Raw genomic sequence first — 26,277 nt, 5'->3', positions numbered from 1 at the left:
ATTTTTGGGAAGTGGAAAAAACGAATGGCAAAGCCAGCAGATCGATCCGACGGTGAGAAAGAGTTTACATTCAACAATCGCGATTTTGATCGTGTACGTAGTTTGATTTATCAACGTGCTGGAATCTCTTTGTCGGATAGTAAGCAGGAAATGGTGTACAGCAGGCTTGCGAGAAGACTGCGTGCCACGGGAATAAACTCGTTTTCTATTTATCTAGATATGCTGGAACGAGAGATTAATAGCAATGAATGGGAGTCATTTACGAATGCGTTGACGACGAATTTAACTTCATTTTTTCGTGAAGAACACCATTTCCCGATTTTGGCTGAACATGTAAAGAAGAAATCCGGACATTTAAGAGTTTGGTGTTCCGCTAGTTCGACGGGAGAGGAGCCATATTCGATTGCGATTTGTATTTGTGAAGCATTGGGAACTATTAAGCCCAATGTAGAAATAATTGCGACCGACATTGATACCAATGTACTTAGCGTTGCGGCACGAGGTGTTTACAACGCGGATAGAATCGAAAAATTGCCGAACGATATTGTTCGAAAGTATTTTTTGAAAGGCAGAGGGAAAAATGAAGGTACTGTTCTGGTAAGGCCGGAGCTAAGACAGCTAATTAGTTTTGAGTCACTAAATTTGTTGGAAGATCGTTGGAGCTTAAGTGGTGAGTTTGATGCAATTTTCTGCAGAAATGTCATGATTTATTTTGACAAGCCAACTCAATCTAGCATCTTAAAGAAATTTGTACCGCTGTTGAAGTCCGATGGTTTATTGTTTGCAGGTCATTCAGAGAATTTCTTATATGTTTCTGATGATTTTAAATTGCGCGGCAAAACGGTTTATGTGTTGGCGAGTCAAGAAGATAAACGTAAGAAGTCGAATTCTTATGATTTAAATAAAGGGTGATCCATGAGTCAGTTTAGTGAAGAACACTTTGCCACTAACGTTTATTATGATCGCACTTTTGATTGTGATGCGGCTAAGATTTTACCTGGGGAATTTTATTTTACCGGGAAAGACATGTTGATTGTGACGGTTTTAGGATCGTGCGTATCAGCTTGTATTCGTGATCGTGTTTCCGGTGTCGGTGGCATGAATCATTTTATGCTACCTGATGGTGGTGAGAACTCCGAAAACCCGGTGTCGGCTTCGATGCGCTATGGAACTTACGCCATGGAAGTATTGATTAACGAATTGCTGAAAGCTGGAGCTCGCCGAGAAAATATGGAGGCGAAGGTTTTTGGTGGTGGTAATGTATTGCGTGGTTTCACTGCCATTAATGTGGGTGAAAGAAATGCGAAATTTGTATTGGACTATCTGCGGATGGAAAGAATGCGAGTGATTGCGGAAGATTTAAATGATATTTATCCGCGTAAAGTGTACTTCTTTCCGAGGACCGGTAAAGTTTTGGTGAAAAAGTTAAAAGTTGAGCATAACGATACTTTGAAAAAACGTGAACTCGATTATGCAAGTCGATTGAAAAGTGCGCCAGTTGGTGGTGATATTGATTTATTTTGATCCAATTTATTCGTGAAATTAGCGCCATCAGAGTTATTCTGAAACCAGACAGTTGCGTACCGTGAGGGCAGAATGAAAATTAAAGTATTGATCATCGATGATTCTGCGCTGATACGAAGTATCTTGAGTGAAATCATTCGCTCACAGAACGATATGGAAGTAGTTGGCGTGGCGCCTGATCCTTTGGTTGCAAGGGAATTAATTAAACAATGTAATCCCGATGTGCTGACCTTAGATGTTGAAATGCCAAAAATGGACGGCCTCGATTTTTTAGAGAAGTTAATGCGATTGCGTCCAATGCCTGTGATTATGGTGTCGTCCTTAACTGAACGTGGGTCCGAAATTACGATGCGTGCATTAGAGTTGGGGGCAGTTGACTTTGTGACTAAACCCAAGCTTTCGATTCAAAGCGGCATGTTGGAATATGCTCAAGTCATCACTGACAAAATTCGTGCAGCATCGAAAGCAAAAATTCGGTCGAGAGCGGTTAGTACAAGTGCTGCAACGTCGCAGGCACATGCAGTGCTTCCCTCAGTAAGGAACCCATTAGTTAGTAGTGAAAAGTTAATCATTGTCGGTGCTTCAACTGGTGGAACCGAGGCCATCAAAAATTTTCTAAGTCAAATGCCTTCGGATTGTCCGGGTATTTTGATCACGCAACATATGCCAGAGGGGTTCACCAAGTCGTTTGCTAAGCGTTTAGACGGTTTGTGTAAAATTTCGGTTTCTGAAGCCGTCGGTGGTGAGCGTATTTTGCCAGGACATGCCTATATTGCACCTGGTCATTCGCATCTGTTGCTTGCTCGTAGTGGTGCGAATTATGTTACTGAATTGAGTGACGACGCGCCAGTAAATCGACATCGTCCATCTGTCGATGTTTTGTTTCGCTCCGCGGCCAAGTACGCCGGTAAAAATGCTGTCGGTGTTATTTTAACTGGGATGGGAAAAGATGGTGCCGAAGGAATGTTAGAAATGAAGAATTCTGGGGCGTACAATTTTGCGCAAGATGAAGCGAGTTGTGTGGTCTTTGGCATGCCAAGGGAAGCAATTGCTGTTGGTGCCGTCAATGATATCGCGCCATTAAATGAGCTGCCACATCGTGTTTTGCAGTATTTAGATCAGCATGGCAGTCGTGCACTGAGGGTTTAAGTAAAAAATGTAGTTATGGATGTAAAGAAGTACCCAAAGATGTTTATATAACCGATAATATGGTCTACGGTCCTTGTGATTTTATGGAGTAAGTTATGGCTGATCAAAACCTCAAATTTTTAGTAGTTGACGATTTTTCGACGATGCGTCGTATCGTACGTAATCTGTTGAAGGAACTTGGGTATTCGAACGTCGATGAAGCGGAAGACGGCGCGCTTGGTTTGGCAAAGTTAAAGAGTGGTGATTTTGATTTTGTGATTTCAGATTGGAATATGCCCAACATGGATGGCCTCACTATGTTGCAACATATCCGCGCGGATCCAGCTTTAGCCAAATTGCCGGTATTGATGGTGACGGCAGAAGCGAAGAAAGAAAACATTATTGCAGCCGCGCAAGCGGGAGCAAATGGCTATGTTGTAAAACCATTTACCGCAGCAACGTTAGATGAAAAACTTTCCAAAATCTTTGAAAAATTAGGCAAGCCTGCATAGCGCTGAGATAGAGTTTCGGAGCGAAAGTGGAAATCGATCTTGGCGTTCATTCTCAACACGACGAATTGTAAAGACGTGTAGGTCACTTCACTAGAGTGCTTCATGATAGCTTTCGCGGGTTGGGATTGGATAAGTTATTTGAGCGTGCTACTTAGGATGTTTCGGATGCGCGTGATCGACTCGATTTCGTTGTGAGAGCGTCAGTGAAGGCGGTACGTGGGGCATTAAATGCGACCGTTGCTGCGATTTTTCACTAAGCAATGGATGTTGATGTGCGATCCTTACTGCTCAGTCTTAGCAACTGATCACTTTCGTAAAACGAAAGCACACTTGATTGATGTTGTGATTGTGTAATGTTTTCAGGGATTGACTAAGCAAATTGTTAGAAAAATCACTGAGCTGATTCAGAATGTCGAACAACAATTTGTTCAGTTATTGATTGAGTATTCTTCCGGCAAAGTAGAGCGTTCTCGTATGGTTGGCCTTCTAATGGGGCACAAATAACTCAGAGGCAAGTTTGACGTTGTCACTTATGCGGGCAGGTTGATGATCGGTTAGGCAGCCTTAGTTTCTAATAATTTAATAATTAAAATTTATGAGTGATGTAAAGTTCATTGTTCGGGAGCCATTGCTTGACCCTTCACAACGTGTGATTGGTTTTCAATTGTCGTGGCAAGATAATGCAAAGACCGCTGAGCTTGATACTGCTGCGTTAAGTTCGTTAATGTCTTTTGTTGCAGATGAGTTTAATGACGATGAAAAAGGTTTCTTGCTAGGTGATAGCCTCATTTTTTTGGAAGCTGTCCCAGGCTTATTACAAGCCGAAGGTTTACGTCAACTGTCCCCCAAAAACACTGTCCTAATTTTTTCTAAGCGCTATTTCGGTGATGAAGTTGCGCTTTCAGCTATCAAAGAGCTGCGGGCTTTAGGCTTTGGTATTTGCCTTAAAAATGCGGATATTTCTGCATTGGAACGCTCGTTCTTTTCATTGATTACGCACTTTGAAGTGCAGTTGGACGCTAGTAACTTGGCGGCGCAAGCGAAAATGTATGCTGCACTAAAACAATCCAATGTGCAGATGGTCGCCCGCAATGTCGGAAGTTGGCAAGATTTCGATGCGTGTGCCGCGTTAGGGCTATCTAGTTTTGTTGGAAAACTACATTTGACGCCGAGGCCAAATGTTGCGCAAAAAGGCTTAAATACGACTCAAACAACGATTCTGCAGCTAATGGAAATGATCCGCAAAAATGCGGATATCCAACAATTAGAAACCGTCGTCAAACGTGATGCTGCTTTGGCCTATAAATTATTGAGATATATTAATTCTGCAGGCTTTGGTTTGCGAACTGAGGTGCAGTCACTAAAGCATGCTGTCACCATTTTGGGCTATAGCCCCTTGTATCGTTGGCTCTCTTTGTTGTTGGCAACCGCTAGTACGAGTGGTAATTCTCCAGTGCTTTTAGAAACGGCAATTGTGCGTGGTCGCTTTGCTGAGATCCTTGGGCAGCCGTTTATGTCTAAGAGTGAAGCGGAAAATTTATTTGTTGCGGGTATGTTTTCTTTATTGGATCGCTTGTTGGGAATTCCGATGGAAGAAGTCTTGTCAACGATTCAGCTGCCTGAACCTGTGGTAGAGGCCTTGGTATCAAGAAGCGGCGTTTATGGCCCTTATCTTGCACTGGCTGAAGCCTGTGAATTAAATAGCATGTTAGTGTCTTCGATTGCAGAAACGCTCAAAGTGTCTCCTATTGATGTGAATAAGGCGCATTTATCTGCATTGGTTTGGGCTAAAAATATTTCTGCAGCCGCCTAAGTAATTCCCCCTGTTTTTGCCTATCGATTCAATCCTCAGATTTTTCTCTGATGTTTGAGTCGTTAGCGCGCAGTTTGTCTTCAATCGTTTTCTTCTCAATCGCTCTCTTATTCTCTTGGAAAAGAGGGTGGAATCCCATTCTATTCATCCGATCTCCTTGACCTGATTTCGTGAATAATTTGTCCTAGGGAAATTAAATTATATTTCCATCGAAATTGGATGAACAATGGCTGACGACAGCGGATTAGAACGGACCGAACCGGCATCGCCCCAGCGACTTGAAAAAGCGCGCGAGGAGGGCGATGTTCCTCGTTCCAAAGAGCTATCAACTTGCACCGTTTTATTGGCTGCAGGTGGTGGTTTGTACTTCTACGGCGAAACCTTGTTCAATAATCTGGCAAAAAATTTCTCTCGTGGCTTGTCCTTCGAACGCAATACAGCGTTTGATGCCAATTTTCTAGTAATGCAGGTGCTCGATTCCGTGATCGATGTCATGCTCGCTTTTCTTCCTATTGCGGGTCTCTTTCTGATCGCTGCACTGGGTTCCCCTTTGTTGATTGGTGGTTGGCTATTTAGCTTCAAAGCCTTGGAACCAAAATTTTCTCGCCTTGATCCGTTTGCTGGTATTGGTAATTTAGTGTCCTCAAGAGCTGGCGTAGAATTAGTGAAGGCGATCTTAAAAACGATTTTGGTTGGTGTGATCGCTTGGATGGTCGTTTCGCGCCAAAAAGAGGCGATTTTTGGTTTAATTTATGAGCCATTAGATCAGGCCAGCGCCCATCTTGGACATATGCTCGGCGTTTGTTTTTTGGTGATCGTTGGCGGACTAGTTTTGATTGCAGCGATTGATGCGCCTTATCAAATGTGGGCATATGCGGACAAACTAAAAATGACACATCAGGAAGTCGTTCAAGAGTCAAAGGAAGCCAATGGTAATCCACAGATTAAAGCTAAAATTCGTCAGCAACAACGTGAAATGGCGCGCCGTAGGATGATGGCGGAAGTGCCAACTGCAGATGTGGTAGTGACAAATCCTACGCATTTTTCTGTCGCTTTGAAGTATGCCGATGGTAGCAATGGTGCGCCGCGTGTGGTGGCTAAAGGTGCAGATGCGGTCGCCGCAAAAATTCGTGAGCTGGCGAAAGAGAATAATGTTCCCATCCTAGAAGCGCCACCACTCGCACGTGCTTTGTATAAACACACTGAATTAGGGGATGAAATTCCAGAAGGTCTATATGCCGCGGTTGCGGAAATTCTTGCTTATGTCTTTCAATTGCGCACCTATCGTAAGAGTGGTGGCCTTCCACCGATAGAACCTAAACATATTCAAGTTCCAACGGGACTTGATCCGCTATCTAAAGACGCAGGAGCACAAACATGAACTCATTTATTTTTCCAGCATGGTTGAATGGAAAAGGCGGGAAAGCTCTTGCTGGTCCTATCATGATTATCATGATGTTGGCCATGATGATTCTGCCATTGCCAGGTTTTGCATTAGATATTTTCTTCAGTTTCAATATTGCCCTCGCCATCATCATTTTGTTAACTAGTTTCTATACAGTGAAACCGTTGGATTTCATGGTGTTTCCTACCGTTCTGTTGGTAAGTACGATGCTGCGCTTGTCTTTGAATGTCGCGTCTACGCGCGTGGTGTTGACTGAGGGGCATACTGGACCTGATGCTGCGGGGAAGGTAATTGAGGCTTTTGGACATTTTTTGATTGGCGGGAATTATGCAGTCGGAATCGTGGTGTTTATCATCATTACGATTATTAACTTTTCAGTGGTGACGAAAGGCGCTGGGCGTATTGCCGAGGTCGGCGCACGTTTCGCCTTGGATGCTATGCCAGGTAAGCAAATGGCGATTGATGCCGATTTGAACGCGGGCTTGATTGCGGAAGAAGAAGCACGACGTCGCCGTACCGAAGTGGCGCAAGAAGCAGAGTTCTATGGTGCGATGGATGGTGCCAGTAAATATGTTAAAGGTGATGCGGTTGCTGGTATTTTAGTGACAGTCATCAATGTCGTCGGTGGCTTAATTGTCGGCATGGTGCAGCATGATTTAGGATTTGCTGAAGCGTCAAAAATTTATACCTTGTTGGCAATTGGTGATGGTTTAGTCGCGCAAATTCCATCGTTAATTATTTCCACTGCAGCAGGTATTGTTGTTTCTCGTGTTGCAAGCGAAGAGGACATCGGTAATCAATTCATTAACCAATTGTTTACTAAGCCAGAGGTCATGTACATCACGGCAGCAATCATTGGTGGTTTGGGTGTGATTCCCGGCATGCCACATGTCGCGTTTATTTTGTTGGCCGGAAGTTTGGCTGGCGCTGGTTATATGCTTAAGAAACGCAGCCAAACTGCACCCTCGCAGGAGGGGGTTGCAGCTGCCAGCGCAGTACCCCCAGCGCCAGAGATGGAAGAGGCTACTTGGCAAGATATTTTGCCGGTGGATACTTTGGGACTAGAGGTGGGATATCGCTTAATTCCTTTAGTCGATAAAAATCAAGGTGGCGAACTACTGCGTCGTATTAAAGGCATTCGAAAGAAATTTGCGCAGGATATTGGTTTCCTATCCCCACCAGTGCACATTCGCGATAACTTGGAATTAAAGCCAAGCTCGTATCGTATTGCGTTGAAAGGCGTGGAAATTGGTAGTGGTGATGCGAACATGGGGCAGTACTTAGCGATTGATCCAGGTATGGTTTCCGGCACATTGCCAGGTATTCCTACAACCGATCCGGCTTTTGGGTTACCTGCGGTTTGGATCGATGCTTCAATGCGTGAGCAAGCACAATCGATGGGATATACCGTAGTTGACGCGGGCACCGTAATTGCAACGCATTTAAATCATCTAATTACATCGAATGCGACCGAATTACTCGGACGCCATGAAGTACAGCAGTTGCTGGATCATGTGGGTAAAGAGTCGCCGAAATTGGTGGAAGATTTGACGCCCCGCTTGTTGTCCTTGTCCGTCATTCAAAAAGTGCTACAGAACCTACTAGTCGAAGGAGTGCATATCCGTGACATGCGCACTATCGTCGAGACACTGACTGAATTCGCAACGCAAACACAAGATGCGAATGAGTTAACCGCACAGGTTAGAGTTGCTTTGGGCCGTGCGATCGTTCAACAAATTTTCCCAAATGGGAATGAGTTGGCGGTGATGACACTAGACAATAAATTAGAACGCCTCTTGATGCAGACCTTACAAGGACATGGTGCAGATGGCGCCAGTATGGAACCTGGTTTGGCAGATACCTTGGCATTGCAGACAGAGGTTGCAGCACAACATCAACAACAGTTGGGATTGACACCAGTCTTGTTGGTGCCAGGACCGCTGCGCGCATTGCTGGCACGTTTCTTAAGGCGCACTTTACCGCAAGTCAAAGTGTTATCGCACGCAGAACTACCAGAGAATAAGACTATACGAGTTACTAGCCTAGTTGGAGGGCAAATATGAACGTCAAAAAATTTATCGCACCTAGTTCACGAGAAGCTTTAAAAAAAGTGAGGTTAATGCTGGGTGAGAATGCAGTCATTTTGTCGAATCGTAATGTCGATGGGCAAGTAGAGATTCTCGCTATGAATGATCAAGCTCTCACTGATATTGCGCCAGAGGCTGATCTAGTACAAAAGACTAGTTTAACCACACAATTTAATCCCCGTGCAAAATCAAGTGTTACGCCTGCATCACCAATTGATCTTGTTGCACGTGACGACGTCAACTCAAGTCAGGCCGAGATAGCCTTGATGATGAATGAAATTCGTTCGATGCGCGGTATGCTCGAAAATAAAATGTCAGAAATGTCATGGATGAATACACAGCAAAAATCTCCCCATAAGGCAGATGTTTTACGAGAGATGTTGGCCACCGGTTTGAGCGCTAGTTTGTCACGTCAATTAATTGACAAAATGCCAGAGGGCGCAGGGGTGGAAGCCGGACTTGATTGGGTCAAGTCGATCTTGTTGAGAAATTTGACTTCGATCAGTAATGAAAACGAGATTTTGGAGCAGGGTGGTGTGTATGCTCTAGTTGGACCGACAGGCGTTGGAAAGACCACCACGACTGCAAAATTAGCAGCTCGCTGTGTCATGCGCCACGGCCCTTCGAAGTTGGCTTTGATTACTACCGATGGCTATCGTATCGGTGGCTATGAGCAACTACGTATTTACGGAAAAATTCTTGGTGTCATGGTGCATTCGGTGAAAGATGAAGCGGATTTGAAAATCGCTCTGGCCGAACTGAAAAATAAACATACGGTGTTGATCGACACTGTCGGTGTGAGTCAACGCGATAAGATGGTCACTCAGCAAGTGGCGATGTTATCGGGCTCTGGTGTGAATGTAAAACGATTATTGTGTTTGAACGCGACATCAACGGGTGAAACCTTAAGTGAGGTGGTTCGCGCATATCAGGGCAGTGGGCTTTCTGGTTGTATTCTAACAAAGCTCGACGAAGCAGCGACGATAGGTGGAGCATTAGATATCGTGATAAGACAAAAACTCAATCTTTACTATGTGGCTAGCGGACAACGCGTGCCTGAAGATTTACATATCGCGAACAAGCAGTATCTGGTTGATCGTGCTTTTAGGTTGAAGCGTGAGACATCATCATTTAAATTTCAAAACGATGAATTGCCTTTATTGATGTCGACAATGTCGAGCACACCGCAAGTGGCTGAGGCAGGAAAATCGGAGGAACTCTTTGGCTAATTATGATCAGGCAGAAGGCTTGCGTCGTATGCTGGAGTTGCCTAAATTAAGGGTGTTAACCTTCCTTTCTGCGCTACCAGATGTGGATCGAAACGGCATGCTGATTAATTTGTCCGCCAGTTTTGCACGACAAGGAAAAAATACTCTGATGGTCGATGCGAAGTCGAGTGCATCAAGTTTGAGTGCATGGCTAAATTTGAAATCAGATCAGACATTGTTGGAGGTAGCACGACAACAGCGTACAATGGACGCGGTGATAAAGCTCGTTTCGCCAGGCTTATGCATTACCAAAGTCGCGCATGGTTTGTCGAATGATTTGGGGCTGCCACCCGCTGGATATCGAGAGTTATCGAAAGTCTTTGACTTAGCAGTGAATCGTTCAGATGTAGTGGTGGTGGATGGTGAGCTAAATGACGATGGTGGCTTCATACTCTCTTCATTTGAGGACAGTGAAATGTTGATACAAGTATCGGCAGATCCGGCTACGATTACGAATGCATATTCACTTATTAAGCGATTGAATAATCGCCTGGGCAGACGGACTTATGGCGTTGTTGTATCTGGCGTTGATGCTGAGCAGGCACAAAGGGTTTTCTCGAATTTAGCAATGACAGCCCGACGCTATTTGGCGGTAGAATTAAATTTTGTCGGGTATGTTCCAGCTGATGTACATTTGACTCGCGCCACAGAATCGGGACGAACCGTGATCGATGCGTTTCCTTTGTCAAAAGCGGCTAATGCGTTTGTACGTATGGCCGAAAAACTGGTCACGAGTGCCAGTCAAAGCTTGCGTTTTGATGCCATGTCACCACTAGGCGTTCAATTTGAATATTAAATAATCTATGTACACAGCAAGTGGCAAGTCAGATAAGAACTCAATACTCACCGAGCATGCGCCTTTGGTGAAGCGTTTGGCTTATCAATTGAAAGCTAGATTACCCCCCAGTGTTGAAGTGGACGATTTGGTGCAGGCCGGGATGATCGGTTTGCTCGATGCAGTTAATCGTTATGAAGACAATCATGGCGCGCAGTTTGAAACCTACGCAATACAAAGAATACGCGGTGCCATGCTTGATGAACTGCGCAGTAGTGATTGGTTGCCGCGTGGCGTGCGCCAAAATATGCGTAAGATTGAAAACGCCATGAATGAAATGCAGCAGAAGCTAGGTCGTCCTCCGATGGAGACCGAATTAGCTAAACATCTCAAATTAACTTTGGCTGACTATCAGGAACTCCTAGGGGAGAGCGGTGGCCATCAATTGCTGTATTACGAAGATTTTCATGATGCGGATACTAAAGAGCATTTTTTAGATCATTTTTGCAATGACGAACGCTCTGGTGATCCCTTACAAGATCTATTGCATGGAGATTTTCGTGACGCTGTAGTGCACGCCATTAATAGTCTGCCTGAACGCGAAAAGTTATTGATGGGTTTGTACTACGAGCAAGAATTAAATTTAAAGGAGATCGGGGCCGTGATGGGGGTTTCGGAATCTCGTGTATCACAATTACATAGCCAGGCTGTCGCTAGGTTACGTGCATCTTTGAGGGAGCGGGCGTGGACAGGGCTAGCTTAATAGGAATTGTTCTTGTTGTTGTCGGTATACTTTCGGGTCAGATCCTTGAAGGTGGCCACCTCTCGTCTTTATTGCAGCCCGCTGCATTTGTGATTGTTGTCGTGAGTACGATAGGTGCTGTATTACTGCAAAGTCGTATGCCGACCTTCATTCGAGGTATCCAAATGCTGAAGTGGATCGTCATGATGCCGGAAGACAAAAGCCGTAAAAACGTGCAAGAGGCGTTAGTTTGGAGTGTCGTTGCCAGGCGCGAAGGCTTTTTAAGTTTAGAACGTTATATTAATACCGCCAAAGACCCTTTCATTGAAAAAGGCCTGAAGCTAGTGATTGACGGGATCGACCCAGAGCGCATCAAAGAAGTCTTAGATGTTGATATTTCTTTTTATGAAATGGAACAACGACAAGCCATTAAAATCTGGGACGCTGCTGGTGGATATTCGCCGACCATTGGTATTTTGGGCGCTGTATTAGGTTTAATCCATGTGATGGAGAACTTGACGGATCCAAATAAGCTAGGTGGCGGCATTGCAGTTGCATTTGTTGCGACGATTTATGGTGTTGGTTTGGCAAATCTGTTTTTCCTGCCAGTCGCGAACAAACTCAAGGAAATTGTGGGGACCGAAGTCGTTAGGCGAGAAATGTTAGCCGATATATTTTTTAGTATTGCGCAAGGTGATAGTCCAAGGATTGTAGAAGAGCGCCTCTCCAATCACCGAGATAAATCATAGTCCGATTTACGATCTTATGGCACGCAAAAAATATCAGGAAGAACCAGATAATCATGAACGTTGGCTAGTCTCTTATGCCGACTTCATGACGCTATTGTTTGCCTTTTTTGTTGTGATGTATGCGATCTCCTCTTTGAATGAAGGAAAATATCGTGTCTTGTCTAATGCCTTAAATGGCGCCTTTGGGACTGCGATGGTTCCTGGTGGTGAAATTCCAGATTTGAAAAAGCAACAAACGGCGCTCATCGAAACTTTTCCGATTATCAAACCAAAAAATAGCGAGCCACTCAAAAAGGAGCGTGAAAAAATGACGCATGTGGCTCGAGATATCATGAGTGTGCTCGAACCTTTGGTGCGGGAAGGAAAGGTTCGGGTTACGCAAACTAGCCGCGGTGTTTCCATCGAGATTAATGCTAGCTTACTGTTTGGACAGGGGGAGGCAAAATTAAATGGCGATTCTATACAAGCCCTCAAAGCGATTGCTGAGGTTTTGAAAATCGATACGCATGCCATTCAAGTTGAGGGATTTACCGATAATCTTCCAATTAAAAATTCGACTTTTCCATCCAATTGGGAGTTGTCTGCAACGCGTGCAAGTACGGTAGCACGTTTATTTATGGAGAATGGCGTCGATGAAAATCGAATCACGGCGGTGGGGCAGGGTCCCAAATTTCCGGTTGGCCCTAACGAGACGGCTGAAGGTCGGGCAAGAAACCGTCGCGTGACCATCACTATACTTTCTGTTTTGCCAGAAATGCCGGTCGATGTACCTGTTGCGGTTGGTGTTAAATCAAATTGAGCGTACTGGCTCAAGTTTGAGCTAGATGCTACATGATTATTTTAGTATAGAAAAATACCTGTGATCGCCAAAAAATTATCCGGCCACAATACCTCGACCAGTACTTGGTTTTAATTTAGATTGGCCGTCAGCGCCATACATGGAACCTGCTTGATGGCTATTTCCAGATTGGAGAACGTTGAGGGTAGCTTGATTTTTGTTGAGTTGGCGATTGATGAGTAAACCATTTGTCCGGTTTTGTTCCTGCGCATCAGCTGAGACTTTTAAGAGCTGATGCCATGATTCTTTCAGTTGACTATTGATCCTGCTGTCACTGAATAGTCCGTGTATACCTGCCGCATCATTATTGACGCCAAGTTGCGATAAAGTCGAGGCGCGGTTTTTCTCTAACTCAACAAGCTTGGCTAACAACTGACTTTTAATTGGCGTAATTGACTCTAATTTCTCAGCTTCATTATTGACTAATACCAATTGCTCTTGTTCCAGGATTTGAATCAACGATTGCATCGCATGAATCTCTAGATCCATAATTTCCTGTAGTCGCGCGGTATTTGTCAAAAAATCGTTCATGTCGGTTGTCTTCTGGCGTTGAGTAAATCTTTAACGGTTTCTAATAAGCCATCTGCCACTTTCTCAGCATCGACTTGAAAGCGGCCTTCAGCTATGGCTAATTTAATTTCTTCCACTTTTTTTGCTTCAAAAACGGCGCCGCTTGATTGCGTGCGTTGCATCGTTTGTAACTGCACAGACATAGGGGAGATTTGTACATTAATTGACGGTGTTGTCGTCACCTTCGCACTATTATCCCCAGCTTTGTCAGCCCTTGGTGTTGCCGGACTACTTGGTAGTCCTTGGGTTGAGTTTAAGGAGTCATTAATTTTCACGATGTTACCTCTGAGGTTGGATTTACATACATCTACAACCATTATAACGGCTCGCTATTTTTAAACTTTAACCTTATTTAAATAATTCTCTGATCGATTGTTTAAATAGCTTTTTGTATGGTGTTTACTGCACTTCGATAATTCCCCCGGTGCGGGCAATTCCACTAATGAGTAGTCCAGCTGTCGTCTTTGCTCTCGCAATTTGCCCTTCGTTTGCACTATTTACAGCGATAGCATCATTTGAGACGCGAAATCCAACGCCTTGACTAATGACTTTAATGTTCTGACCTTGTTGAATCACTGGCAAGGATTTGAACATATCCAGTCTGACACTGACACCGGCGGGAACGCTGGCCAACATGGTTTTTCCAACCGCCGCTTGTGTTTGCATAACGACGCCTGGAGCTTGACTGCTAAGTTCCCCATGAACTTTAACGATGTCTTGTTCAGTGATGATTTGTCCAGAACTAATAGCATTCTTGGTGACAAAGTAGTCGCCAAACACTCTTACCTGTGCTGCCACGTAGATCGTCCACGGTTTGGGGCTGTTGCAACGAATGCCCACAGTGACTTTGCCCCAGGCTTTCGCACCTGGTGGGAGAAAACTTGTTAATTGTTCACAGGCTTGTAATCTCAATCGTGAATCAATCGGCTTAATACTAATTTCAATCTGATGGTTGAGATTAAGGGTTTGTTGTTGCAAGAATTTTTCTGCTTCTTGCGTGATTTGACTTAATTTAATTGTAGTAACTGGGAGTTGTGCATGTGCGACCGGCAAGACAGTCATTCCCAGAAAGATGCATGTTAATACTAAGCGCATGTGACTGATATTTTTCATAGATTCTCTGCTTATTTCGCGTAATGGACTGTGCATGATTTCATGAGCAGTAATACTAGAGAGTGATTGTAGGCTTTGGCACGAAAGCCTATCGGGAGAATAGATGGGTTTTTTTGTCTTTTATCGGCAGATCAAACTGGACTTCGGAGTTTTATTATGCATCTTAAGGAAAACCGTCAGTTTGATTGCATAGTTGGCTTATGTAGCGGCGGTAATTGGTGTGATGACAGCAGGTGAGAATGGAGAATACAGTGAATAAGCTAGACGATTATATGCGCTTTCATCAGCTTGCATTGTCCGTGCGTGGTCAACGCCAACAATTGTTAGCATCGAATATTGCCAATGCTGACACGCCAAACTATAAAGCGCGTGATATCGATTTTGGTTCGGCGATGAGCGCAGCCTTGGGTAAGACTGGTGCGGCGCGAGATTTGAGCAAAACTGCTGCTGCACATTTTAGCCAAGCTGGGACGGTGGCTGGATTGCCGCCAGCTTACCGTAAAGAAGTCCAAGGAAATATCGATGGCAATACGGTAGATATGGATGTTGAGCGCAATGCGTTCACAGAAAATGCATTGAAATATGAAGCTAGCTTAACTTTAATTAACATGCAAATCAAAGGCTTATTGTCAGCGATTCAAGGGTAACCATCATGTCTCTATTTACTATTTTTGATGTATCTGGTTCTGCAATGAGCGCGCAAGCGCAGCGGCTCAATGTGGTGTCTAGTAACTTGGCAAATGCGGATAGTGTTACCAGTTCAAATGGACAGGCTTATAAGGCCAAGCACGTCATATTTAGTGCTGTACAAACGAAGGATCCCGCGACGACGGGTGTCAAAGTGACACAGGTCGTTGAAGATCCAAATCCACCAAAATTAATGTATGACCCCAAGCATCCGTTGGCTGATGAAAAAGGTTATGTGTCGATGCCGAATGTGAATGTGGTGGAAGAAATGGTGAATATGATTTCTGCTTCGCGCTCATACCAAACCAATGTCGAAACCATGAATGCAGCGAAAACCATGCTCTTGAAAACCTTGGCGATTGGTCAGTCTTAATCCGCGTTGCGCAGCAATTAAATTTTTAAGGAAAAAATGATGAGTACGATTAATACCCAAACCGTTGATCCTAGCTTGCTCAATACAATGAACGGAAATAAAGGCGCAAAATCTGTTGCACAAGAGGCGCAAGATCGTTTCATGACATTGCTCGTGACGCAAATGAAGAATCAAGATCCCTTGAATCCTCTGGATAATGCGCAAGTGACTAGTCAATTGGCGCAATTATCAACTGTCACCGGAATTGACAAACTAAACGACAGTATGAACGCCATCGCTGCCAGTTTTCAAGGAAGTCAAAATTTGCAGGCAGCAAGCATGATTGGTCATGGTGTGGTGGTGCCGGGTAGTACTTTGGAATTGAAAGATGGTAAGTCAGTTTTTGGATTCGATCTTACGCAATCCGCGGACAAGGTCGAGGTTTTGGTGAAAGATGCAAGCGGCAACGTCGTGCGAAAGCTTGATCCCGGCTATTTGACGAGTGGCTTCAATTCTTTGGGGTGGGACGGCAAGACGGATGCCGGAACAAATGCTGTGAATGGCAATTATTCTTTTGAAGTAGTGGCAACTTCGGGCGGTAAAAAAATTGAGGTTGCACCATTTTCCTTTGGATTGGTTTCGAGTGTGGCCTTTGGTAGTCAAGGAACAACCTTAAGTATTTTGAATATGGGTGACGTTGCTATGACGGATGTAAGGCAAGTGTTTTGATGAGTTTGTCGGATGGTTGTAGTTTGAGATTTCATGTTGTGTTGTGAAAAAAATTTGTTGGTCATTGGTCATGTTGGCATCCAAAGTGTGTGCGCTACATGCAAAATAGAGGAGAAATGTCATGAGTTTTCAGCAAGGGTTGAGCGGCTTGAACGCGACGTCAAAACAATTGGATGTGATCGGGAATAACATTTCAAATGCGAGTACCGTCGGTTTTAAAATGGCGCAAGCACAGTTTGCGGATGTGTATGCGAATTCACTCAGTGGTGCAGGCGGAAATAGTGTCGGTATCGGTGTGAAAGTGCAGAGTGTGATGCAGCTTTTTACTCAGGGGAATATTAGTTCGTCGAATAATCCCCTAGATTTAGCGATTAACGGGGCTGGATTCTTTCGTATGTCAACGAATGGCGCGATTACTTACAGTCGAAACGGTCAGTTTTCTCTGGATAAAAACGGCTTCATCGTCAATGCGCAAGGGGCGCAATTAACTGGCTATGGGGCGGATGTTAACGGTGCGTTGTCGACCGGCGCTGCGGTGCCATTAAATATCAATACGAGTGATATCGCGCCGAAACAAACGGATACTGTCAGTGCTAAGTTGAATTTGGATTCGCGGCTTTTGGCGCCAGGGACAGTGGTATCTCCGCCGAGTGTCACGCCTATTCCTTTTTCAATGACGGAACCGAATTCTTATAACAGACAAACGTCGGTGTCGGTATTTGATAGTTTGGGTAATTCGCATGTGCTTCAAACTTTTTTTGTGCGCGTCGATAATTCTCCAACAGGCCGCACGCCTCCAGTAACGGTGCCACCAACTGCAGCACAATGGGATATCTTTGCGGCAGTTGATGGTCAGTTGATCTTAGGTACAGAGGCTGCCCCAGCGCAGACTAACGCTGTCGGTACAATTAATTTTGATGCATTTGGCAAGCTGATAGGTGCGGTGACCAATTTTTCAGCAACAGATCCAAGTGCAATTGCAATTGAGATTCCAGTATCGACAGGTGCTGTGTCACCGATTTCAGCGCCCACTATTAAGTATGACATGACTGGTACGACACAATACGGCTCCGAATTTAGTGTGAATGCAGTTAAGCAAGATGGCTATACGTCAGGAAAATTATCGAAATTCAATACGTCAAAGGACGGCACAATTGTTGGCAGTTATACCAATGGTCGAACAGCTGTATTGGGGCAAGTGGCGATGGCGAATTTTACAAATCCAAATGGCTTGCAATCTTTAGGTGACAATCAATGGAATGAAACGTCGTCATCTGGCACCGCACTAATTGGTACTCCTGGTTCGGGAAGTTTAGGGGTCTTAACGTCAAGTGCAACGGAGGATTCCAATACCGACCTGACAGGCGAATTGGTCAATATGATTACGGCTCAGCGCGTCTATCAAGCAAACGCACAAACGATTAAGACGCAGGATCAGGTATTGCAAACATTGGTGAATTTGCGATAAGCAAAAGTAGATTTTAGTGATGAAGGATAGCGGGAGTATGCGATGGATCGATTAATTTATACCGCCATGACTGGGGCAAAACATATCCTGGAACAACAGGCTACGACCTCGCATAATCTCGCAAATTCAACCACGACGGGCTTTCGTAGTCAGCTTGATTCTTTTCGTGCTGTGCCAGTGATTAGTGAAGGCTTGCCTACCAGAGCATTTGTTGTTGATGCGACGGTTGGCACGGATTTTTCTACTGGAAGTATGCAAATGACGGGTCGTGATTTAGATGTGGCGATACAGGGGAAGGGTTGGTTGGTAGTTCAGGCTGAGGATGGGACTGAAAAATTGACACGCCACGGCAGTTTGAAGGTCAGTGAAAACGGCATTTTGCAAACGCAATCTGGGTTAAATGTGATTGGCGATGGTGGGCCAATTACGATTCCACCAGAGGTGACGATTGCAATAGCCAAGGATGGAACTATCTCAAGCATTCCTATGGGGACTAAGCCAAATGCCGTCCAAGTTATCGGCCGTTTAAAACTCGTTAATCCACCAGAGGCAACTTTAGTTAGAGATGTTGATGGTCTATTTAAAACTACGGACGGTAATGCCCCAGACGCTGATGCGGCGGTTACGGTTGCTGGAGGTATGTTGGAGGGGAGTAATGTCAATGTCGTCGAATCTATGGTGACGATGATTAATCTCGCAAGACAGTTTGAACTGCAAATGAAATTGTTGACCAATGCCGAGAGCAATGCGACAAAAGCCAGTCAGATCTTGGCATTGAGTTAGAAAAATTAGTAGCACAATACAGTCAAAGCTACAGTCATGAATCATGGATGGCGTTGTAGGCTGATTTGGAGAAAAAAATGATACGGTCATTATGGATAGCGAAAACGGGACTTGATGCGCAGCAAACGCAGATGGATGTCATTAGTAATAATCTGGCGAACGTAAGTACGACAGGATTTAAGCGTTCCCGCGCTGTTTTTGAAGATCTGTTGTATCAAAATATTCGTCAGCCTGGCGCTCAAAGTTCACAGCAAACGCAATTACCTTCGGGTTTGCAGTTGGGCGTTGGTGTCCGGCCTGTTGCTACTGAACGTATTTTTACGCAAGGCAATTTACAGCAAACTGGCAACAATAAAGATTTGGCGATTAATGGACAGGGCTTCTTTCAAGTATTAATGCCAGATGGTAGTACTGGTTATACCCGTGACGGTTCTTTTCAGGTGGATAGTCAGGGACAAATGGTGACGTCAAGTGGATTTGTGATTCAGCCAGCGATTACCATTCCAGCTAATGCGCAAAGTATTACTGTGGGTCGTGATGGCACAGTCTCCGTCACTCAGCCAGGGTCAACGGCCCCAACGCAGGTTGGTTCCATTCAGTTGGCGACGTTTATTAATCCGGCTGGCTTGATGAGTTTGGGTGAAAATCTGTATGTCGAAACTGCAGCATCTGGGAATCCTGGTACGAACACGCCAGGGACAAATGGTGCGGGATTGATTGTGCAGTCATTTGTTGAGACCTCGAATGTGAATGTCGCTGAAGAACTTGTCAGCATGATTCAGACGCAGCGAGCCTATGAAATAAATAGTAAAGCCATTACGACTTCCGATCAGATGCTGCAACGCTTGTCACAATTGTAGCGATACCGTTTTAATTAAATTAAGTCGTAATGTGTGAGTTGAGGTATGAAAATGACAGTGTGGAAAATTTTAATCCTTGTTGCTGCTGGTTTGTTGGCATCCGCATGCGCGATTACTCCTGCACCAATTGTGCATCAACCGACAATGGTGCATCCACAGACAGCAAAAGCGCAACGCGAAGCAAATGGGGCAATCTTTCAAGCATCGAGCTATCGTCCCCTGTTTGAAGATTACAAAGCGCGACTCATTGGCGATGTGTTGACAATCGCTATTAGTGAAAATACTTCCGCCGGCAAGGCGGCAGCATCTTCAGGAAGTAAAGCTGGGGCTGCTTCCTTTGAGGCGCCAACGATTTTTGGAATACCCGGCACGACCACCGCTAAAGCATCCTTGTCGACTAGTGCGTCGACCAAGTTTGATGAAAAGGGCGCAGAGACTGCGAGTAATTCTTTCACCGGCACCATCGCTGTAACAGTTGTTGATGTGATGCCAAATGGAAATTTACTTGTCAGTGGTGAAAAGCAAATTGCGTTTAATAAAGGGGCGGAATATGTCCGCTTTTCAGGTGTCGTCAGTCCGCAAGCAATCAATGCCGCAAACACGGTGTCCTCTACGCAGGTTGCTGACGCACGCTTTGAATATCGTTCGACTTCGAGGATCGACTTGGCGGAAGCCAATTCATTATTAACGCGCTTCTTTTTAAGTTTTCTGCCATTTTAATAAGAGAGAATATGATGGAAAACGATCAATTCAACCGATTCGCCAGAGTTAGTAAGTTGTTGTGTTCACGCATTTTCGTCTTGGTATTGGCGAGCCTATTTGTTGCTTCTCCAGTTTGTGCGGAACGATTGAAAGATTTGGCTGGTATTCAGGGCGTACGGCAAAATCAATTGATGGGATATGGGCTAGTCGTTGGGCTCGATGGTAGCGGCGATCAAACCACGCAGACACCATTTACCGTGCAAAGTATTATTAGCATGATGCAGCAAATGGGGGTAACGATTCCGGTTGGGACAAGTTTGCAATTAAAAAATGTGGCGGCGGTGATGGTAACGACTTCTTTGCCTCCTTTTTCGCAGCCCGGTCAAACTCTCGATGTCACAGTGTCTTCCATGGGTAACGCGAAGAGCTTAAAAGGTGGCACTTTATTGATGACCCCGTTAAAAGGTGCGGATAATCAAATTTATGCAATGTCACAGGGAAATGTATTGGTTGGTGGTGTTGGTGCTTCGTCCAATGGTAGTAAAGCGCAGGTCAATCATTTGAGTGTTGGGCGTATTTCTGCCGGAGCCACAGTGGAGCGCGCTGTTCCCTCTGCACTGGGATATGGCAATAGCATACAGTTGGAATTGAATACGGCAGATTTCTCCACTGCGAGCCGGGTGGTCGAGGCGATTAATCTTCGTTTTGGGGCAAATACGGCGGCGGCAGTGGATGGGCGTGTAATTCAAGTAAAAGCCCCACTTGCCAATGATCAGCGTGTGGCATTTTTGGGGGCTCTCGAAAGTCTTGATGTGACCCCAGCACAGATGGCGGCAAAAGTGATACTTAACGCACGCACTGGTTCTATCGTCATGAATCAATCGGTAAGTTTAGAAAATTGTGCTGTGGCACATGGAAATTTGAGTATTGTCGTAAGTACCGACAATACAGTCAGCCAGCCAAATGCGTTGACTGATGGGCAGACAGCAGGTGTTGGAAATTCCAATATATCCATTACAAAAGAAGGGGGGCAGCTGCTTATGTTGAAAGCGGGCGCATCGCTTTCTGAAGTGGTAAAGGCTCTCAACTCGATTGGCGCAACCCCACAAGATTTGCTAGCAATTTTGCAGGCAATGAAGGCTTCTGGTGCATTACGTGCTGATTTGGAAATTATCTAGGAAATTGACATGATAGGTCGTACAGACATGTCGGAGCAACTTGCTTTCGACAGCAAGAGTTTGAATGCTTTACGACATTCTTCTAAAGATAATTCTGCAGAGTCGATCAAGGCTGCGGCGACACAGTTTGAAGCTTTATTCGTTAATATGATGTTGAAGTCAATGCGCCAGGCAGGTGGTGGCGAAGGCGGCATGTTTGATAATGAGCAAAGTCGCATGTACACATCGATGATGGATCAGCAGATATCACAGAAAATGGCCAGTCGGGGAATTGGCCTTGCGGACGCAATGGTACGTCAACTGACTAATAATGCAATGTCACAGGTATTGCAAACCGAAGAGGCGCCAACGGTTCCGCTGGGGGGAATGGGCGCCATCAATCAATATGTACAGCAACAAAAGAATAGTTTGCAAGCAGACCAAATCTTGGCATCGACTGGTTCGATAGAGTCCAATTCATCTTCCCGTCATGTACAAGAATTTACTCAAAAGTTGGGTGTTCATGCTGAATTAGCCAGTCAATCTACGGGTATTCCCGCAAAGTTCATGCTAGGCCAGGCTGCCTTGGAAAGTGGCTGGGGTAAAAAAGAAATCAAGGCGCTTGATGGTTCGACTAGCCATAATGTGTTTGGAATTAAAGCCAACGCCAATTGGAAAGGTAGGACAGTTGATGCTTTAACTACTGAGTATATTAATGGTGTTGCCTATCAAAAAGTGGAGAAATTCCGTGCTTATGGTAATTACAGTGAGGCATTTCGTGACTATGCGAAACTCATTAGCGACAATCCTCGATATCAAAATGTAATGCAAAATACGGGAGATGCATCTCAATTTGCACATGCATTGCAAAAAGCAGGATACGCAACAGATCCACAATATGCCCAAAAGTTAAGTAAAGTGATTCGTCAGTCATTTTCTGGGTAGGAAGTCTTGTATCGCGCTCGTTTCCACTATTAAAGTTTTCCATCAATTACCCGATAAGTTAGATGACGGTAGCACTTAGTGTGCCTGGATGGGTTTTGGCATTAGATGTAAGTTTTGTAATCTTGCTGGTTTTAAGTGAATAGGCTGAATTATGGGGACCAATATTTTAGGTATCGGGCAAAGTGGGCTAGCAGCTGCGCAGCTCGGCATTGCGACTGCAGGTCATAATATCGCGAATGCTAATTCCCCTGGCTATAGTCGCCAAGTCTTATTTCAAAGCGCCGCGCAAGCTAATAATGATGGTGGTAATTTCATCGGTCAAGGTGTTAAGGTTGGTGAGATCCGCCGAGTCTATAGTGAGCTTCTTGGGCAACAAGTCACTGCGACTCAATCGAGTAAGAGTTACGCTCAAACTTATTCCATGCAAATTCAACAGATTAACAATCTGGTTGGAGATCAAACGACAGGCGTGTCGCCAGGAATTCAAGACTTCTTTAGTTCAGTTCAAAATCTGGCTGCTTCACCAAATGGCACCGCTGGCGCCGCGGCAAGGCAATCGGTGGTGTCTGCTGGTGCCTCTTTGAGCTCAAGAATTCAAAGCCTGGGCTCTCGGGTTAAGCAAATAGAGGATGATGTCAACAATAAAATTGGACAGTCTGTTACAAGTATCAATCTTTATGCCCAACAAATATCCGATTTAAATACCGCAATTGGACGAGCTCAGAGTGCTTCGGATGGTTCTGCCCCAAATGATCTGTTAGACCAACGTGACAACGCAGTACGTGAACTAAGCAAGTATGTGAACGTGTCCGTGGTGAAGGAGGATAATAAATATAATATTTTTATTGGCACCGGGCAGCCATTGATCGTTGGTGCACAGGTCAGTAATTTACAGGTGATTAATTCCTTAACAGATCCTAGCCGCACACAGGTTGCCTATGAGAATAATGGTAGCTTTGTTCCGCTCAATGAAAAAAGCTTAGGTGGTGGTGAGTTGGGAGGCTTGTTGGCGTTTCGTTCCAATACCTTGGACGTGACACGTAACTCGCTTGGTCGTCTAGCGGTTTCGATCGCGACGGAATTCAATGCGCAACACCGCATGGGTCAAGACTTAAATGGCGCGCAAGGCGGAGATTTCTTTCAAGTTGCTTCGCCGGTTAGCATTCCAAGTACCGCAAACACTAGCTCAGCAAATATTGCGGCCTCGTTTTCAGATGTTAGTTCTTTAAGTACTAGCGATTATCGTGTTCAGTACTTGGCAGGAGTGGGTCCTGCTCCCAATTATTATAGGGTAACGCGAATTTCTGATGGTACTTCGCAGAGCTCACAGACTTTGCCATTCACTGTTGACGGTGTTACATTGAACTTAACATTGGACAACGGCGCGCCACCTTCGCCAATACAGCCGAATATCAATGATGAGTTTTTAGTCCGGCCCACAGCCTTAGCTGCTTCCTCGATTTCGGTTTTAGTTAGCGATCCTTCAAAACTAGCGGCAGCGGTCGCGGTGACGACGACTACCCCAAGGACGAATTTAGGCACAGGCAAAATTACCTCGGGCGCGATTGATTCTCTTGTGGCTTCTACGAGTACCTCAGCAAATGCTAGTATTAGTGCTGTCACAGTAGGTGACTCTTATCAAGCTAACACATTGGCGAGCCCATTAAATTTGACGTTTGCAACTGCACCAGATTCATTGTCGGGCTTTCCAATTGGTGCTTTAGTTTCTGTAACGCTAGGTGGTGTAACCTCGAATTATCAAGTTGCAGCAGCAAATTTGCCAACGGCGACTCCGCCGCAAGTGGTAAACGTTCCATACACGAGTGGCGCGCAGATCGCTTATGGTGGTGTTAGTTTCTCTATTACTGATAATCCTGGTTCGCCGGTTGCTGGCGAAACTTTTACTTTAGCTAAATCGATTCCGATTACACCAACACAGTTGACCTATAACTCTGTTGGGAATAATTTTACCGGCTTCCCAGCAGGTGCGAACGTTACTGTTAAAAATGGAAATTCAAGTACCACTTATCTAGCGGGAGCGGCTGTCCCTTATATCGAGGGGTCAACGATCAGTTTTAGTGGCTTGAATTTTGTGGTCTCTGGTAACTATGTAAACGGCGATGTTGTGAATATCGCGGCCAATCCGACTGGCACAGGAGATAATCGTAATGCGACTAATTTAGCAAATCTTCAAACTCGGAATACGATGATTTCTGGGACTACGAGTTTCCAAGGTGCCTACGGACAATTCGTTAGTTTGGTGGGGAATAAGTCGCGAGAGCTAGAAATTACTAGTGCTGCCGAAACCAATTTACTGAATCAAGCGCTTACTGCACAACAATCTGAGTCTGGGGTGAATTTGGATGAGGAAGCTGCGAATTTACTTCGATATCAGCAAGCCTATCAGGCGGCGGGCAAATTGATGCAAATTGCTAGTCAATTATTTGACATCATACTTTCAGTTGGGCGATAGGGGGGAGTCATGCGAATAAGTACTAATACCATTTATGAATCTGGTGGATCACGTATCAGCGAGCTGCAATCAAATTTAAATCGAAATATGCAGCAGTTGTCCTCGGGGCGAAGAATCTTAACTCCTGCTGATGATCCCATCGGTTCTGCTCGTGCCCTAGTAATTTCTCAAAATTCTGCCTTGAATGATCAGTTAGCGGTAAATCGTAAAAACGCGATGAACAGCTTGGGTATGGCAGAGAATGTCCTAGGCAATGTTACGACGTCATTGCAAAGTGTAAAAACGTTAATTGTTAGTGCTGGTAGCGGCGTATTATCCGATACGGATCGAGGGTATATTGCGAAAGAGTTGCAAGGATACCTAGATCAGATTATAGGCTTTGCGAACTCAACGGATGGGGTTGATTCGTACTTGTTTGGTGGTTTTTCATCGACATCAGTGCCATATACCAAGACCCAAGGTGGTGCTCAATATAATGGCGACCAAGGTGGACGCTTTTTGCAAGTGGATACGTCGAGACAATTGCCAATTAGCGAGGTTGGCTCGATGATTTTTGGTAATGTGCGCACAGCGAACGCGCAATTTAATGTGCGTGCTAACCCTTCAAATGTAGGGCAAGCTGTTGCGACTGCTTCGATTAGCAATGCTGCGAATTTGACTGGTAATAATTATGAAGTTGCGTTTAACAATTCGGGACTGAATTTTACAGTTACGAACAAGACGACAGGTGTTGTGGTTGTGCCGAGCACAGCCTATATTAGCCCGCAAACTGTCACCATCGATGGCATAGATATCAATTTGTCGAATTCTCCAGGTGCGCCAGCCCCAAACGATAAGTTTTCAATTCAATCAGGCAATCAAGATATTTTTCAAACACTGACCGATTTGATTAACGCATTGCAAACTCCTGCTAGTTCGCCGGCTGGGAAATTGGACTTGCAAGCGGCGCTGAATCAGGCAAATGGCAATCTAGAAAAATCATTGTCGAATGTACTGCTTGCGCGCACCAATTTTGGAATGTCTCTGCGTGAGTTGGATGAATTGGATAGTTCAGGGGATAGCGTAGGGGTATTGTATAAGCAGGAATTGTCTAGTATTCAAGATTTGGATTATGCCAAGGCAATTACGGAGTTGAACCAGAGTCAAGTTGTACTGCAAGCGGCACAGCAATCTTTCGTTAAGGTTTCTTCTCTTTCACTATTTAATTACATTAACTAATATTGCAGCCCACTGATCAAAGAAGTTTTTTTAAGTCCTTTGATTCAATTGTTCCCTAATATTTTTCGGCCCTGGAACTAAAAAGCTAAACAATTTACTTAATTTATCCAAATAAGACTTGCCAAATCGGAGTGAGGCTTGCTATAGTTCGCCTCCCGCAGAAATGCTGGTGTGAAAAAAGAGAAATGCAAGTAGCTGGTCGTTGAGTTCCTGAGGTTTAAATCGAGTAAGTAAAAACGATTTAAATGAAATAAAAAACAGGGGGTTGACGGAAATAAAGAAGTGCTGCATAATCTCGTTTCTCTGCTGCTGACGAACACAACGCTTCGTAGCAAAAACAAAAACCTTTGGGTGAGTTTAAGTAGAAAAGAATAAGATC

The 26,277-nt window shown here is 44.7% G+C and carries 27 protein-coding genes; 24 read left to right on the top strand and 3 right to left on the bottom strand.

Annotated features, from left to right (window positions below; all coding sequences use genetic code 11):
- Positions 1-24: 24 nt before the first annotated feature.
- The 13 genes from H8K52_RS15180 to motD all read left to right on the top strand — a co-directional run bounded on the left by H8K52_RS15180 (position 25) and on the right by motD (position 12,802).
- On the top strand, positions 25-912 hold the full coding sequence (locus tag H8K52_RS15180) for a CheR family methyltransferase (RefSeq protein ID WP_186923764.1): 888 nt from the start codon (positions 25-27) through the stop codon (positions 910-912).
- Between the two features lie 3 nt (positions 913-915).
- On the top strand, positions 916-1,524 hold the full coding sequence (cheD, locus tag H8K52_RS15175) for a chemoreceptor glutamine deamidase CheD (RefSeq protein ID WP_186923763.1): 609 nt from the start codon (positions 916-918) through the stop codon (positions 1,522-1,524).
- Positions 1,525-1,596: 72 nt separating this feature from the next.
- Positions 1,597-2,673, top strand: a complete 1,077-nt coding sequence (locus H8K52_RS15170; RefSeq protein ID WP_186923762.1) for a protein-glutamate methylesterase/protein-glutamine glutaminase — start codon at positions 1,597-1,599, stop codon at positions 2,671-2,673.
- Between the two features lie 95 nt (positions 2,674-2,768).
- Positions 2,769-3,164, top strand: a complete 396-nt coding sequence (cheY, locus tag H8K52_RS15165) for a chemotaxis response regulator CheY (protein WP_186889376.1) — start codon at positions 2,769-2,771, stop codon at positions 3,162-3,164.
- Positions 3,165-3,530: 366 nt separating this feature from the next.
- Positions 3,531-3,668, top strand: coding sequence for a hypothetical protein (locus H8K52_RS21980; protein WP_186923761.1), 138 nt, complete (start codon positions 3,531-3,533; stop codon positions 3,666-3,668).
- A gap of 91 nt (positions 3,669-3,759) precedes the next feature.
- Positions 3,760-4,977: an EAL and HDOD domain-containing protein gene (locus H8K52_RS15155; RefSeq protein ID WP_186923760.1), complete on the top strand. Its 1,218-nt coding sequence runs from the start codon at positions 3,760-3,762 to the stop codon at positions 4,975-4,977.
- Between the two features lie 226 nt (positions 4,978-5,203).
- Positions 5,204-6,358, top strand: a complete 1,155-nt coding sequence (gene flhB, locus H8K52_RS15150) for a flagellar biosynthesis protein FlhB (RefSeq protein ID WP_186923759.1) — start codon at positions 5,204-5,206, stop codon at positions 6,356-6,358.
- Positions 6,355-8,445 (top strand): flagellar biosynthesis protein FlhA, encoded by a 2,091-nt coding sequence (gene flhA, locus H8K52_RS15145; RefSeq protein WP_186923758.1) that lies wholly within the window; start codon positions 6,355-6,357, stop codon positions 8,443-8,445. Before flhB ends, flhA begins: the two co-directional genes overlap by 4 nt.
- Positions 8,442-9,698 carry a flagellar biosynthesis protein FlhF gene (gene flhF, locus H8K52_RS15140; RefSeq protein ID WP_186923757.1) on the top strand — a complete coding sequence of 419 codons (1,257 nt, stop codon included), beginning with the start codon at positions 8,442-8,444 and terminating at the stop codon, positions 9,696-9,698. Before flhA ends, flhF begins: the two co-directional genes overlap by 4 nt.
- Positions 9,691-10,533 carry a MinD/ParA family ATP-binding protein gene (locus tag H8K52_RS15135; protein WP_186923756.1) on the top strand — a complete coding sequence of 281 codons (843 nt, stop codon included), beginning with the start codon at positions 9,691-9,693 and terminating at the stop codon, positions 10,531-10,533. The genes flhF and H8K52_RS15135 overlap by 8 nt, the downstream gene beginning before the upstream one ends.
- A gap of 7 nt (positions 10,534-10,540) precedes the next feature.
- The gene (locus H8K52_RS15130) at positions 10,541-11,275 is read left to right on the top strand and encodes an RNA polymerase sigma factor FliA (protein ID WP_186923755.1); all 735 of its coding nucleotides are present in this window, start codon (positions 10,541-10,543) and stop codon (positions 11,273-11,275) included.
- Positions 11,257-12,003: a flagellar motor protein gene (locus H8K52_RS15125; protein ID WP_186923754.1), complete on the top strand. Its 747-nt coding sequence runs from the start codon at positions 11,257-11,259 to the stop codon at positions 12,001-12,003. Before H8K52_RS15130 ends, H8K52_RS15125 begins: the two co-directional genes overlap by 19 nt.
- Before the next feature lie 16 nt (positions 12,004-12,019).
- Positions 12,020-12,802: a flagellar motor protein MotD gene (gene motD / locus H8K52_RS15120; RefSeq protein WP_186923753.1), complete on the top strand. Its 783-nt coding sequence runs from the start codon at positions 12,020-12,022 to the stop codon at positions 12,800-12,802.
- Positions 12,803-12,877: 75 nt separating this feature from the next.
- Here motD and H8K52_RS15115 read toward each other — a convergent pair whose 3' ends face one another.
- The 3 genes from H8K52_RS15115 to flgA all read right to left on the bottom strand — a co-directional run bounded on the left by H8K52_RS15115 (position 12,878) and on the right by flgA (position 14,524).
- Positions 12,878-13,372: a flagella synthesis protein FlgN gene (locus H8K52_RS15115; RefSeq protein ID WP_186923752.1), complete on the bottom strand. Its 495-nt coding sequence runs from the start codon at positions 13,370-13,372 to the stop codon at positions 12,878-12,880.
- Entirely contained in the window at positions 13,369-13,686 is a 318-nt protein-coding gene (flgM, locus tag H8K52_RS15110) for a flagellar biosynthesis anti-sigma factor FlgM (RefSeq protein WP_315466936.1), read from the bottom strand. Before flgM ends, H8K52_RS15115 begins: the two co-directional genes overlap by 4 nt.
- 124 nt (positions 13,687-13,810) lie before the next feature.
- The gene (gene flgA, locus H8K52_RS15105) at positions 13,811-14,524 is read right to left on the bottom strand and encodes a flagellar basal body P-ring formation chaperone FlgA (RefSeq protein WP_186923750.1); all 714 of its coding nucleotides are present in this window, start codon (positions 14,522-14,524) and stop codon (positions 13,811-13,813) included.
- A 239-nt stretch (positions 14,525-14,763) separates the two neighbouring features.
- On the opposite strand from flgA, the gene flgB reads away from it, so the two are divergent.
- The 11 genes from flgB (at position 14,764) to flgL (ending at position 25,898) form a co-directional block, all read left to right on the top strand.
- Positions 14,764-15,171 (top strand): flagellar basal body rod protein FlgB, encoded by a 408-nt coding sequence (gene flgB / locus H8K52_RS15100; RefSeq protein WP_186923749.1) that lies wholly within the window; start codon positions 14,764-14,766, stop codon positions 15,169-15,171.
- 5 nt (positions 15,172-15,176) lie between these two features.
- Positions 15,177-15,584, top strand: a complete 408-nt coding sequence (gene flgC, locus H8K52_RS15095) for a flagellar basal body rod protein FlgC (protein ID WP_186923748.1) — start codon at positions 15,177-15,179, stop codon at positions 15,582-15,584.
- A gap of 39 nt (positions 15,585-15,623) precedes the next feature.
- Positions 15,624-16,292 carry a flagellar hook assembly protein FlgD gene (locus tag H8K52_RS15090; protein WP_186923747.1) on the top strand — a complete coding sequence of 223 codons (669 nt, stop codon included), beginning with the start codon at positions 15,624-15,626 and terminating at the stop codon, positions 16,290-16,292.
- 121 nt (positions 16,293-16,413) lie between these two features.
- The gene (gene flgE / locus H8K52_RS15085) at positions 16,414-17,760 is read left to right on the top strand and encodes a flagellar hook protein FlgE (protein WP_186923746.1); all 1,347 of its coding nucleotides are present in this window, start codon (positions 16,414-16,416) and stop codon (positions 17,758-17,760) included.
- Positions 17,761-17,802: 42 nt separating this feature from the next.
- Complete coding sequence (gene flgF, locus H8K52_RS15080; RefSeq protein ID WP_186923745.1) at positions 17,803-18,543, top strand: flagellar basal-body rod protein FlgF; 741 nt, start codon at positions 17,803-17,805, stop codon at positions 18,541-18,543.
- Between the two features lie 77 nt (positions 18,544-18,620).
- Positions 18,621-19,403: a flagellar basal-body rod protein FlgG gene (gene flgG, locus H8K52_RS15075; protein ID WP_186923744.1), complete on the top strand. Its 783-nt coding sequence runs from the start codon at positions 18,621-18,623 to the stop codon at positions 19,401-19,403.
- A 45-nt stretch (positions 19,404-19,448) separates the two neighbouring features.
- Complete coding sequence (locus H8K52_RS15070; RefSeq protein ID WP_186923743.1) at positions 19,449-20,123, top strand: flagellar basal body L-ring protein FlgH; 675 nt, start codon at positions 19,449-19,451, stop codon at positions 20,121-20,123.
- A 14-nt stretch (positions 20,124-20,137) separates the two neighbouring features.
- On the top strand, positions 20,138-21,283 hold the full coding sequence (locus H8K52_RS15065; RefSeq protein WP_186923742.1) for a flagellar basal body P-ring protein FlgI: 1,146 nt from the start codon (positions 20,138-20,140) through the stop codon (positions 21,281-21,283).
- A gap of 9 nt (positions 21,284-21,292) precedes the next feature.
- Entirely contained in the window at positions 21,293-22,207 is a 915-nt protein-coding gene (gene flgJ / locus H8K52_RS15060; RefSeq protein ID WP_186923741.1) for a flagellar assembly peptidoglycan hydrolase FlgJ, read from the top strand.
- Between the two features lie 151 nt (positions 22,208-22,358).
- Positions 22,359-24,680 (top strand): flagellar hook-associated protein FlgK, encoded by a 2,322-nt coding sequence (gene flgK / locus H8K52_RS15055; protein ID WP_186923740.1) that lies wholly within the window; start codon positions 22,359-22,361, stop codon positions 24,678-24,680.
- A gap of 9 nt (positions 24,681-24,689) precedes the next feature.
- Complete coding sequence (gene flgL, locus H8K52_RS15050) at positions 24,690-25,898, top strand: flagellar hook-associated protein FlgL (protein ID WP_186923739.1); 1,209 nt, start codon at positions 24,690-24,692, stop codon at positions 25,896-25,898.
- The last annotated feature ends 379 nt before the right edge of the window (positions 25,899-26,277 follow it).

This window comes from Affinundibacterium seohonense, assembly GCF_014284305.1.
In the GTDB taxonomy this organism is placed as follows: domain Bacteria; phylum Pseudomonadota; class Gammaproteobacteria; order Burkholderiales; family Burkholderiaceae_D; genus Undibacterium; species Undibacterium seohonense.
The sequence above is the reverse complement of the archived record's forward strand: the minus strand, read 5'-3'. Positions and strand labels throughout refer to the sequence as shown.